The organism is Candidatus Nanopelagicales bacterium, from assembly GCA_028687755.1.
Lineage (GTDB): Bacteria > Actinomycetota > Actinomycetes > S36-B12 > S36-B12 > UBA11398.
Genome location: JAQTZL010000011.1, coordinates 16048 through 28431, shown reverse-complemented (window position 1 = coordinate 28431; position 12384 = coordinate 16048). Strand labels below are relative to the sequence as shown.

The window sequence follows — 12384 nt, the reverse complement described above, 5'->3', positions numbered from 1 at the left end:
CGGATTTTCGTATAGTACTCTGGCTTCATGAACGCCAAATCGACGGTCCGTGACGCTCAAGAACTCGGTACCTTCCTCAAGCACGCCCGTCGGCGACTCCACCTCTCACAAGGCCAAGTAGCCCAAGAACTTGGAATTACCCAGGCCTACGTCTCTGAACTCGAGACCGGAAAGAATTCGCTTGCCTTGGTCAGGATGTTCGACTTTATGCGCCTCACCGGGATCACCGTCAGCGTTGAAATTCCAGCAAGCGTTCAGACCTCACAGTTCCTGCGTACATGGAACCAGCAGTCACTCATCGACATATGCGTGCGTTACGGACTTGCCGAGCTTGCTGTCTTTGGATCAACCGCACGGGGTCAGGGTCGCGAAACAAGTGATATCGATCTGCTCTACACCCTCAAACCCGGTGTGCAACTTGGATGGTCCATCAACGACCTCAGCGATGAACTTGAAACGTTGTTCGGTAAAAAAGTCGACTTGGTAAGCAGGAAAGCGCTGCATCCTGCACTCAAAACCGAAGTGCTCAACCAGGCACAGGTGATCTATGCAGCGTGAGCGACTGCTTTTGGAAGAAATCATTACTGCCGCAAATCGAGCGACACAGATCGCTTCGCAATACACCGCCGAAACACTGGCAACATATCTTGACGCCCGCGATGCACTTCTTTGGAATCTCACAGTTCTCGGAGAAGCAGTCAATCAACTCCCCGAGGATCTACGAAATTCTTATCCAGCAATTCCCTGGCAACACCCCACGCGTTTACGCAATCGCATTGTCCATGGTTACTGGTCTGTTGATCTTGACGTCCTTTACGCAGTTGCAGTCAGTGACCTTCCAACTTTTGTCAAAGCAGTTGGCCAAGTACTGAAATCACTGTAGATCTCAGCTGCGAACTCAAGAATCTACCCGTCAGAGCACCATCGCTTGAGCGAGCAGTTCAAGCGACCGCAGGCGAAACTCAGGTGACACTGACTGATGCACAGTGATGAGCTCATCAGCACCAGTGTGTTGCTGGAAGTCATCAACAAATGCGCGAACTTGATCGATGGTGCCCAGTGCCGTGTAGGTGAACATCTGATCGAGCATCGCGGCTTGTGACGAGGCGAGCACCGCATCAACATCTTCCTCAGTGAGTGGCGCTCGACCGCGCCCAAACATCGCGCGCACCCAAGCACGTCGACGTAATTCAAACTGTTGTTGTGCGACTTCTTGTGAATCTGCCGCCATCACACTGAGCGCAGCCATGACATATGGCTGTTGCAATTGTTCCGATGGTTCAAAGCGTTCACGGTATATCTCAATCGCTTGGTGCAAAGCTTGCGGCGCAAAGTGCGAAGCAAACGCAAACGGCAATCCGAATTGTGCGGCTAATTGCGCGCCAAACAACGAAGATCCCAAGATGTAAAGCGGAACCTTTGTGCCGCGACCTGGAGTCGCATGAATGCCTTCAATCCTGCTCTCGTCGGACAGGTACGCCTGTAACTCCAACACATCATGCGGAAAGCCCTCTGCCGACCGTGGGTCACTGCGAAGTGCGCGAACAGTGACTTGGTCAGTGCCAGGTGCACGACCAAGCCCTAGATCAATGCGCCCAGGATGCAATTCCGCCAACGTTCCAAACTGCTCGGCGATCACCAAAGGTGAATGATTGGGCAACATGATCCCGCCCGAACCAAGGCGGATTGATTTCGTATTCGCAGCGATATGCGCGATCAACACTGCTGTTGCCGACGAGGCAATGGTCGCCATGTTGTGGTGCTCGGCATACCAAATGCGTGTGTATCCCAAAGCTTCTGCGCGTTGAGCCAGAACAACGCTGGCGTGTAACGCCTCACCAACACTTTGACCTTCGCCAATGGAAGCAAGGTCGAGTAAGGAAATCGGGACTGTCGTCATGGGGTGCCGTGCTCCTTTCGCACTGCCACCAAAGTGATCGTGCTCGAACCTAGAAGTCTGTTCCGCCATCAATGTTGATGAGCGATCCTGTGAGGTAGCCAGCACGTGGTGAAAGCAAGAATGCAATCAGGTCGCCAACTTCATCGGGCTTGCCTGGACGTCCAAGAGCAACGTGCATGCCCCATTCTTCAACCATCACGCGCTCAAGAGCGGTGTCGTAATCCCAACCGCGGGCTTCAGAGATTTGCTTACGCATGCCAGCAAGAGCATCAGTTTCAATTGCTCCAGGCGCAATGCAGTTCGCGCGAACACCATACTTGCCATAGGCCTTGGCGATGCCTTTAGTGAAGAGTGCGACGGAACCCTTGAGTGATGCATAAGGAAGGCGTACGAGTTCTGGTGATCGAACTGAGAAGGCAGCGGTAGTCACGATCGTGCCCTTGGTTTCGATGAGGTGCGGCAATGCTGCTTCAACTGCACGGGAAAGTCCCAGGAGTTGATCGCGAAATGCTGCGGTCCAATCATCATCTGAAGATTCAATCGACATCTGGCCTTTAGTGCCGGTCGTAATACCAATGCCGTCGAGACGACCCAAGAAATCAACGGCTCCTTGCACTGCCTTGGCTGCATCGCCTTGTACAGACACATCAAAGGCCAAACCCTTGGCCTTCGTTGCACCCTCAGAAACCAAAGCAGCGGCTGCAAGATCAGCACGCTCTTGATCGCGTCCGACCACAACGATGGAAGCACCGTCAGCCGCAAGGGCACGAGCGCCAGCAAGGCCCATGCCTGCAGTTCCACCAACAAGCAGATATCCCTTATCGCGAACTTGCAGATCCATGAGTTCCTCGTTTCACTGTATGGCCAAAGCCTGCGGTAACTAGGGGGAGTTTATTGAGTCTGAAATGATGCACGGGATTGACCGCCCCAGTACCCATCAATGACCGGCTGGATACCTTGATCGACCTTGTCTCCTGCCCCCAGGGTGACAAAAAGGGGCACAAAATGTTCTGCGGTGCGATGCGCATACGGCATCCCTGGCGCGTCCTCGCGATACTTGATCAACCTATCAATGTCACCGGCTGCCAACGCCTCTAATGCCCAAGTTGAGAACTCAGTTGACCAGCTTGACACAGCTTTACCCGTGATTGTCTCGGGAGTTGCAAGACCTACTCCATGAGTCATGAAACCCGAACCAAGGATTAATACGCCTTCGCCGCGAAGGGCCTTTAGACGTGATCCAAGCGCCAAGAGTTTGACTGGATCGGATGTAGGCAGACTTAGTTGCAGTACCGGAATATCAGCGCCCGGATACATGATCTTCAGCGGAATCCATGCACCATGGTCCAACCCGCGCGATGCATGCTGATGCACTGGCCCAATTTCCGACAATGATGCAACGACACTGCGTGCAAGGCCACTTGCATCAGGGGTGTCGTATCGCATTTTGTAATAACGATCAGCGAACCCACCAAAGTCGTACACGACATCAGTGTTCGGTGAAGTTGCTGACAACAACATCGGCGAGGACTCCCAATGCGCTGAGACAACCAGGATCGCACGGGGCTTTGGCATTGATTGCGACCAGGCAAAGAGTTCACTTATCCAGAGCGGATCATCAAAAAGTGGTGGTGCGCCGTGTCCTAGAAATAACGCTGGCATTGAGCCATCGTGCGCGGTCCATTCTGATTGCGTCGCGCTGATGGGTGCTGCAGCAGTGAGGAAGTCATCGAATGCCTGTGCAGGTTTTAGCGGATTGAGTAAAACAGGTGAGACGCTACCGCGGATCTGCACAGACATTGATGTTGAGTTCAGCTGAGGTTAAAGCTTGAATTCTGAGCGCTTACCTGCTGGAACAAGTTCAAGATATTCATCTTGATGCTTGCCGATAAATCCTGCGACGTACTCACACACAGGAAGTACTTGAAGATTCTTCGCCTTGGCTTCATCCAAAATTCCCCGCACCAACGTCTCAGCCATGCCCTGACCTTCGTATTCAGGAATAACTCGAGTGTGAAGAAGTGAGAGCACCGTTCCGTCAAGTTTGTAATCCTCAAAGGCAGCCAACTCGCCTACGAAGTAGTACTCATAGCATTTTGCCTTAGCATTGTTTTCTAACTTTGTGTCGCGCATGTCGTCTCCAAGTTGAATCGGTACCCCACACTAACGAATGCCTGCATCACAGGTGCAAACTTCCGCCTCCGCCGACTGGAATTGACTGCCCTGTGACCATTTGTGCTTTGTTTGAACACAGGAAAGCAACGAGCGCTGCCATTTCTGAGGGTTCACCGAAGCGACCCAACGGAATACGGTCGGTCATATCTTGAGTGGCCTCAGCAACGGTGATGTTGCGCTCGCGAGCAAGCCAAACCCAATAGGACTTATTGCGCCCGGTCAGAATCGATCCCGTCAAAATGTTATTGACCGTGATGCCATCGGACGCAAGACGAGCAGCCATCAATCGGTGCATGCCAGCAACTGGTGGTCGCACCACATTGGGCAACAGGTGTGGCAGATGTGTGCTTGGTTCACGGGCAACACCAGAACCGATATTGCAGATGCGACCCCAACCTTGGGCTTTCATGTCTGGTACGCAAGCGCGAGCCAAGGCCCATGACGAAACCAGCAGCTGCGTGAATTCTTCACGGTAAGCATCTACCGCCATGCCCTCAAAGGTTCCAGCCCCCGGGCCAGAGCCCTCTTTTGCAGCATCAATGACGTGACCAATGACGTTACTTATCGCAATGCTGATAGGACCGAAGCGATCACGTGATTCATCAACTACTCGTTGAACACTTTCTGGGTCCGTCATGCTCGCAGCAATGCCGTGGACACGACCTGGCGCAATCTCTTCTAACTCAGCGAGTGTTTCTTCCAGATTGGCTTGGGTACGTGACGCAATGACAACCTTGGCCCCTTCGTTTGCAAACGTGGTCGCAATTGCCTTACCAATGCCACGGCTTCCGCCTGAAACGATGGCTACTCGACCTGCAATTCCGTAATCCATTAGAAGATCCCCGATCCAGCGCCGCCATCGACAGTAATAGTGATGCCACTTAAGTAAGCAGCTCCTTGTGAACATAGGAATGTGACTGCGTTTGCTACATCTTCATCAGTAGCCGTACCACCCCGTAGCACTGCATTCGCAGTGATTCCGTTAGACCCAACTTCGCCCGTAATGACTTTGTTTAAACCCAGAATTCCAAGGGATGCAATTGCAGCTAATTCATCGGCTTCTGCGTCAACAGACTTCGCTTGCGCGGAGCCGATCCAGATGAAGCGACCCCATTTGCCGTCAATCATGCGAGGAAGTGCTGAGCGATAGGCATCAACTGCATTCGTAACATCGGTCCAGGCTTCATACAAGGTGTCTGGATTAGAAACATCGAGAACATCACTGCCCGGTCGTACCCCACCCACCGCGATCACCACATCGGCGAGAGGAAATGTTCCGTCTGTAGGTGACTGTGCAACAACAGCGCCTTCAGCTTCGAGCACTTTGCGACAGGCATCAAGTGTTGCTTGCTCTGGCCCACAAAGAGAGACCACCTTGCCTTGAAGATGAAAATCCACTGATCACGCCTGCCTTCCAGAGCGGTGGTGCATGTTCTTTGGAGTCAAGCAGAGGTTTTATTCACCGTCAACGCGTTTACGGTAACTGGTACCCAGTGAATGATTGGGAGTTCCGTTCAGCCTCGATACGCCAAGTCCAGTCTCTTGAACCCTTCATCGAGTGAAACTCTCGGTTTCCATTGCAACGCAGCTTGAGTCTCTCGTTGATCAAACCAGTGCGCGGTCGAAAGCTGTTCGGCGAGAAATGTTGTGATGGGAGGATCAATATCTCGATTTCCCCATACGCGCTCGACAACCATTCCCGACGCATACGCAAGTGAATATGGAACTCGACCACGAATCTTTGCGCCACCTGCTTGCGCGATGCGAGCGACAACTTCTGCAACCGTGCGTGGTTCACCATTGCTCACGACGAATGCTTTGCCGCGGGGGCATTGTTCAAGCGCACACGCAAGAGCATCGGCTGCGTTATCTACATAGGTCGTATCAATAAGGGACTGACCATTGCCGATGAGGAACAGCCGACCAGATCGAGCTCGATCAATAATGCGCTCGACCAACTGAGTGTCGCCCGGGCCCCACACCAAGTGCGGACGAATCGCAGTGACCGCCAATTCAGACGAGTTTGCCTCTAACGCAATGATTTCCGCCATTGCCTTGCTGCGTGCGTAATGACCTCGCACGTTGTCAGGTTCCGCAGGCTGCGCTCCCACGCCAACAAGCGGCGCGCCTGCATGCGCTACGGATGGTGAAGACACATGTACCAGCCGTGTCACACCTTCAGCCCTACACGCGTCGACAACATTGCTTGTTCCATCAACGTTGACCGCAACGAAATCTTCCCACGCACCAGCCATGGAAACCTTGGCTGCAAGGTGAACGACTGCTTCGTTTACAGCGATAGCGCGTCGTACTGCCGCAGCATCCGTCACATCTCCGAGAACTTCCTGCGAATTTCCGCTCGGGCTGCGCTGAAAGGTTGTTACCTCGTGCCCACGTCGACGCAGCTCTGCAACTGTGGCACTTCCTAGAAGTCCACGCCCACCGGTGACAAGAACTTTCACGAGCGCCCTGCCAACAATTGATTTGCCCACACTGCCAACGCCCTGCGATCAACCTTGGATCGATGACGAATATCTACTGGCAAGCTCGTGCGTGCAAGAACTGCCGCAACGGGCATTTGTGCCAACGAGCGAACCTCATCAATGAGGTCGAGATCAACTACGCGATTGGTTTCCAAAATAATGACCACTTGCTGGTTACCCAATGGCCCTACGCCAACTGCGGCGGCCTGAACTACGTCAGGAATTGCACCCATGCGTTGTTCGATAGCGACAGGGGCAATAGGGCCCGATGCAGTGGTGATCACATGCGCGAGTCGACCGCCTATCCACAGGCGACCGAAATCGTCCAATTCACCTACGTCACCAGTGCGATGCCAGCCAGCATCGCGACTACTGCGCCGCTGAGTAGCCCATAAGGAGTCGTAGCGATCTTTCATGTGCGGCGCACGAACTACAACCTCACCCAAGACCAAAGCTGAGTCACTCAGTGGGCCAGTAGCCATTCCTTGATGATCAAGAGCACTGATCCGAACCTCAACACCATCAACTGGATGACCAACGAGTACTCCTGGCCCGTCACCGGCTGAAATTATTTCTTCCAGAGAAACATCGCATACTGGCAATACTTCAGTCATTCCATATGGTGTGCGCACATCAGCTGTGGGACACAGATCCTTCATTCCTTGCAACAGTTCGCGTGACACAGGAGCACCTGCGCCCATCACGAGTCGCAAGGAGTTCAGTTCTGAATTTTTACGCAAACCATCTTGCGTTGCAACAACTGCACGAAGCGCAGCTGGTGAACCCCAAAGAACCGTGCCGCCAACAGCATGAACTGCTTCACCTAAAGCCTTGGCAGTTAATGTCGCAGGTCGCGTGACATCCATGTCAGGAATGACCGAGGCAATGCCTAATGCCGGGCCAAGTACCGCCCACGGTGCGAATGCGGCGACAAGCGCGTCGCGTTCGGTGATGTCCAGGTGCGCAACGATCAGATCCCTGGTGCGAGCAATGTGCTCATGTTGATACACCACACCCTTTGCCGGGCCAGTGGATCCAGAAGTGAACACGACAATGGCTTCATCATTTGTCTGTGCGTGTGCAGGGCTTACTTGCGACTTCCCTTCGGCAGCGATCCGCGCCAATTGCCGAGAGGCAATCACGTTCGCGCCAAGGCCTTGGACAACCGGAATTGCCTTTGGGATAGCAATAATTGAAGTAGGTCGAGCACTGCGCAAGGCACGTCGAATTCCGCGAACACCTAAGGCTGCATCGACGATCACTACCGTGACACCAATGCGCCAACACGCATAAATCGTTGCAATGAGATCTGCACCTGGCGTCACGAGTACTGCAACACGGTCACCTCGCTTGATACCCCTGCCTGCTAATCCTCGAGCAAGCAACTCAACTGTGTGATGCAACTGCCGCCAAGAAATTCGTTTCCAATGGCCACTACCTGCTGGTTCAACGATCGCATCTTCATGGGGGTGAGTACGCGCCCGTTCTTCAAGCGCATGCCACAGCGGAAGGGACTCTTCGAGAAAACTTCCGTCAAACTCAACCGTTGATTCATCAACATCGTGACGTGTTGCATCGAGATCACTCATCCACATCCAAAAATCATCAACAAGTGACGGTGCATCTTCGATGACGAGGTGTCGAGCACCTTCATATCGATGCACTTGTGCGTGTGGCATGCGCTCGCGCAAGTCGTTGAGATAGCGATCGCTAAACACTGGATCACCTGGACCCCACAGCATCAATGTGGGAACTTGAAGACCACGAATGCCTTCAGCAACTTCATCCAAAATTGCGGCACTGGGATGACTTGGCTTGACGGGAATGTCTTCAACGAAATCGCTAATCGCTGCACGACGGTCACCTTTGATGTATGGCGCCCAAAACGCATGTCGAATTTCCGGCGTCATTCGAGAACCACTCAGCGCTGTGGTGATGCGAAGGAAAATTGGCAACCGTTGCGTATTGAAAGTACGCAGTGGAGCGACGCGGGCCATAGCAATCACCCGTGGAATGCCACTGTCACTTGGTTGATGCACGGCAGTGTTGGTTAACACCAATCCCCGAACCTGCAATCGGTGAGCAAGCGCCCATCCCACCGAGATCGGCCCGCCCCAATCATGGGCAAGCACCACAACAGGCCCATCTATTTCCAATGCAGCGGCTAGACGACCAAGATCATCAATGCGTTGGCCAAGTCTGCGCTGCGTGGATAACCGTTCACTGAAACCCATTCCTAACTGATCTACCGCAACTACTCGCACATCCGCTGGAGCAGAAGCTAGTACTCGACGCCATAAATATGACCACGTCGGATTACCGTGAACCGCAAGGACAGTTACCCGCGGGTTGGGAGTCTGCGTATCAAGAACGTGCCACGTGCGTGCGATTCCATCACCGTCATCACAGGTGATCAGGCGCGACCACGACGGGTCAAGCCCAGGCAGATCAGCAGGTGGCAATGTCGCCGGCGCAGGTGCTGAAGGACCGCGCATCAACTACCAGACAATCTCGATGATGGCCGAGTTCAAACCAGAACCAATTCCCATCAGCGCAATGCGTTGACCAGAGACGAGATTGGCCTGATGTTCAGCGAGGGTGAACGGTACGGATGCTGGGCCGATATTGCCGCGGGTTGGGAAGATCACTGGAGTGCGTGCGGGATCAATTTCAAGTGCAGTGGTAATTGCATCCGTGTACACCTTAGAAACTTGATGAATGAAGTAGCCATCCAGATTCGACCAGTCAAAACGCGCCTTTGCGTCTTGCCAAGTATCAACAGCAAGTTCAACTCCGGCATTGAGAAGCTTCGTGGAATCGGTAACCATCCTCTCGAGATCACCAATGCATAACTTGTTGTGTTGCGTTGCGGCTCGAGTAACGCCGCCAATCATGCGGTGGCCTTCAGGGTGAAGGGATGCACGACCAAGCACCATCGCTGCTGCACCAGAACCCAACGTAAGCGTCGCGAATTGTGAAATCACTTCACTGCGCGTGGCATTTGAGTTTTGCAGCCGCTGAATTGTTGTTTCTTGCGTGTATCGAGTTCCTTCGGCATCAACGACGACCGCATAATCAATCTGCCCAGAATCAATCATCGTTGCTGCAAGATGCATGCCATTAAGAAATCCCAAACACGCATTACCGACATCGAAATTCATGCAGTGCGTACCAAGCCCAAGTTGTTCGTGCACATCAACTGATGCAGCAGGCTCCAAATGACTGCGACTTACCGAGGTATCGATCAGTAGGCCAATCTGACTTGGATCGATTCCGGACTCAGCAATCGCCTTAGCGCCGGCCATTGCTGCAGCGTCAGCAAAGGAAACATCAGTTGGCCACCAGCGACGCTCGCTGATCCCGGCCAGAGATTCCAACAGACCCGATCGAAGCCCTACTCGCTCCAAAGTTTCTGCGAGCTGAGTTTCTATTTCGGCAGATGTGACCACGATAGGACCATCAATTGCCGTCACTGACAACACCGCTGTATCGCGGTATCCGAACATTGCATTGCCGGTCATGAAATCCTTTATGAATAGTCGTGCTAACCCTGAAGCGACCCAAGCCTGCCATGGCCGCTACCTAGGCCCTTACCGCGGACTCTCCACAACCATATTCGGCCAAGATTTACCGCCGTTTCCCACTCCTCATACGCCGGATGCACCTTGCGTTGCTGTACCTCCGCCGATGGCAAGACTGAAGACAGCACGGGCGCTCCCCTCAGACCGCTGTTGTGCGAAAACGCGAATCCGACCCGAAACGCGTGTCCCGGGAGCCTAGGACATATCCGAGCGTCCAACAACATTCAAACCGTGATCGCACTATCGAGCAGGCTCGGTCTTCGTTGCTCCTTCGATCGAGCAACTAGGCCGTGTAGGTAGTGCTCACGGCAACTTTGCCCGCACGATCTCGATCAATACCAACCGGTGTCAGATTTTGGCGTATCAATGAATGCTCGAACGAACATCAGGAGCTCAAAAGAATGAGGACCAGCCCAGAGGGCTGGTCCTCATATTCGTAGCGGGGAGATACTGAGGATGCACGATCGTTGGGTTGCGTGCCCTGCAAGTTGTCCTCACAAAAGACCACTTCTGCACCCCCGTCTGCACTCCCCCGGGGGTGCAAGCTTGCACCCACCGCGCACACTTTCGAATCGTAAGCGGCCGACACTCTTCCTGGCTCAGGCATTAGCGGAATTCAACTCGGTTCATCGCTCAACCCGCTCGCACTGCATCAGATGCGTCATCAAGGAAGCGGGTTCATCGGATAATTGCGCATTGCATCTGCCACGCGGCAGGACTCTCCAGAACACTCTGACAAGGCATTCAACTGTTGTCGTAGTTGTCGAACGATTTCAGGGTCAGTAGTCGCGATGATGTTGTCCATCTCGTATGGATCGTTGATGAGATCGAAGAGCTCTTCCTCTCCGTCGTCGTATTGCACGAAGAGCCATTGTTCGCTGCGGCTCGCGTGGAATGCGGGGGCTTGGTACGGCTCATAGTCCGGGTCACCAGGTTTCGTCTGACGTAGCCGCTCATTGAGCGCCGCAGTGCGCCAGGGCGTCTTGGACTGGTGTGAGATCAAAGTGAGAAGACTGCGCCCGTCAACCCATGAGGGTGTCTCGGCTCCCAGCAGTGAGCTGATGGTCGGTCCGAGGTCCACCATTGACGTGATCTTGCTGATGATTGTTCCTTGGGCGATTCCTGGGCCGATGAGTACTGCCGGAACGACAGAGTCTTCGCGGTAGGCCGTGTTCTTTCCCGTTCCAAGCCTGTGGGTGCCAGCGTGATAGCCGTTGTCGGAAGTAACCACAATCAGTGTGTCGTCCAAGTGTCCAGCGCGCTGCAATGCGCTGACGAGCGCGTCGTAGGTGTCGGCGATCGATTCGGTGGACTCCAGGCCTTTGCGCCAGCGATCATCGAACATTGCAACGCGAGTCGCTGTGTTGTCTGGTTGAGCTGCCAGCCAATCGACTTCGCTACTTCCATGAACATTGAAGGACGGCGTTCTGGGTACGCCTTCACCGAGATGACTGCCAATGTGGCGATCTGCGACAGGCGCTGGGGTGTGCGGCTGGTAGGACGCGAACTCCATGAAGAACGGGGATGTCACCGATTCCAGGTGCTCAACTGCAGCCTGAGTCAGCACATCGTTGAGGAAATCCTCCGGGCTGTGCCCGTAGTCCTCCAGTTCGCCATTTCGATTGAGCGTGTAGTCGTAGCCCTTGTACGACTGATTCTTCGATATGGAGGTCACGAACGAATTCCAGCCCGGCGGAATGTAGTTCCGTGCAACCGACGGTCCGGGAAATCCATTCATGTACTTGCCGAACAGTGAGGTGTTCACTCCGGCTTCCTGTAGCCAAGTGGGTAGACAATCGTGTTCCAGCCCACGGTTGTAGAACGTCTGCCAACCGCCGCCGGTTTGAGGCACGTTGGATACGACTTGGTGGTTGTGCACGTATTGGCTGCGCAGGAGTGAGGCTCGTGAGGGGCAGCACAGCGAATTCGTGACCACGAAATTCGTCAAGGTCGTGCCCTGCTCTTTGAGCGCAGCCAGGCGGGGCACTTCGTCAAACGTTGACCAGTCCAGATCATCGGCCAACAGCAAGACCACATTCTTGATGTCCGCAAGGGAGCCGGTAGTGCGAAAGGACTGGGCCGAGTTCACAACAGACGGATCTGAATTTCCACTGCGGGATGAGTTCGAGGCAATCTGCCCCAGGACCATCACTGCGGCGATCGCAACGGACGTGAGGATCGCGGCTATAGCTGTTGACCATCGTCGACTCACTGGCACAGGCACGTTCGCGTTCCTCTACTGTCG

Annotated in this window: 12 protein-coding genes; 2 read left to right on the top strand and 10 right to left on the bottom strand. The window is 54.0% G+C overall.

Annotated elements, in window-relative coordinates; genetic code table 11:
• Positions 1 to 27: 27 nt before the first annotated feature.
• Both PHN51_10990 and PHN51_10985 read left to right on the top strand, forming a co-directional pair.
• Positions 28 to 558 carry a nucleotidyltransferase domain-containing protein gene (locus PHN51_10990; GenBank protein MDD2819302.1) on the top strand — a complete coding sequence of 177 codons (531 nt, stop codon included), beginning with the start codon at positions 28 to 30 and terminating at the stop codon, positions 556 to 558.
• Positions 548 to 883, top strand: coding sequence for a DUF86 domain-containing protein (locus PHN51_10985; GenBank protein MDD2819301.1), 336 nt, complete (start codon positions 548 to 550; stop codon positions 881 to 883). Before PHN51_10990 ends, PHN51_10985 begins: the two co-directional genes overlap by 11 nt.
• Before the next feature lie 30 nt (positions 884 to 913).
• Here the strand turns inward: PHN51_10985 and PHN51_10980 are convergent, their stop codons facing one another.
• From PHN51_10980 to PHN51_10935, 10 genes are all read right to left on the bottom strand, one after another.
• Complete coding sequence (locus tag PHN51_10980) at positions 914 to 1900, bottom strand: LLM class flavin-dependent oxidoreductase (protein MDD2819300.1); 987 nt, start codon at positions 1898 to 1900, stop codon at positions 914 to 916.
• A 49-nt stretch (positions 1901 to 1949) separates the two neighbouring features.
• Positions 1950 to 2741, bottom strand: coding sequence for an SDR family oxidoreductase (locus PHN51_10975; protein MDD2819299.1), 792 nt, complete (start codon positions 2739 to 2741; stop codon positions 1950 to 1952).
• A 50-nt stretch (positions 2742 to 2791) separates the two neighbouring features.
• Entirely contained in the window at positions 2792 to 3700 is a 909-nt protein-coding gene (locus PHN51_10970; protein ID MDD2819298.1) for a class III extradiol ring-cleavage dioxygenase, read from the bottom strand.
• A gap of 21 nt (positions 3701 to 3721) precedes the next feature.
• The gene (locus PHN51_10965; GenBank protein ID MDD2819297.1) at positions 3722 to 4033 is read right to left on the bottom strand and encodes a GNAT family N-acetyltransferase; all 312 of its coding nucleotides are present in this window, start codon (positions 4031 to 4033) and stop codon (positions 3722 to 3724) included.
• A 46-nt stretch (positions 4034 to 4079) separates the two neighbouring features.
• A complete protein-coding gene (locus PHN51_10960; GenBank protein ID MDD2819296.1) occupies positions 4080 to 4907 on the bottom strand; it encodes an SDR family oxidoreductase in 828 nt (275 codons plus the stop codon).
• Positions 4907 to 5473: a hypothetical protein gene (locus PHN51_10955; GenBank protein ID MDD2819295.1), complete on the bottom strand. Its 567-nt coding sequence runs from the start codon at positions 5471 to 5473 to the stop codon at positions 4907 to 4909. The genes PHN51_10960 and PHN51_10955 overlap by 1 nt, the downstream gene beginning before the upstream one ends.
• A gap of 116 nt (positions 5474 to 5589) precedes the next feature.
• The gene (locus tag PHN51_10950) at positions 5590 to 6537 is read right to left on the bottom strand and encodes an NAD-dependent epimerase/dehydratase family protein (GenBank protein ID MDD2819294.1); all 948 of its coding nucleotides are present in this window, start codon (positions 6535 to 6537) and stop codon (positions 5590 to 5592) included.
• The gene (locus PHN51_10945; protein ID MDD2819293.1) at positions 6534 to 9053 is read right to left on the bottom strand and encodes an alpha/beta fold hydrolase; all 2520 of its coding nucleotides are present in this window, start codon (positions 9051 to 9053) and stop codon (positions 6534 to 6536) included. The genes PHN51_10950 and PHN51_10945 overlap by 4 nt, the downstream gene beginning before the upstream one ends.
• A gap of 3 nt (positions 9054 to 9056) precedes the next feature.
• On the bottom strand, positions 9057 to 10079 hold the full coding sequence (locus PHN51_10940; GenBank protein ID MDD2819292.1) for a 3-oxoacyl-ACP synthase III: 1023 nt from the start codon (positions 10077 to 10079) through the stop codon (positions 9057 to 9059).
• 724 nt (positions 10080 to 10803) lie between these two features.
• A complete protein-coding gene (locus PHN51_10935; GenBank protein ID MDD2819291.1) occupies positions 10804 to 12363 on the bottom strand; it encodes a sulfatase in 1560 nt (519 codons plus the stop codon).
• Between the last annotated feature and the right edge of the window lie 21 nt (positions 12364 to 12384).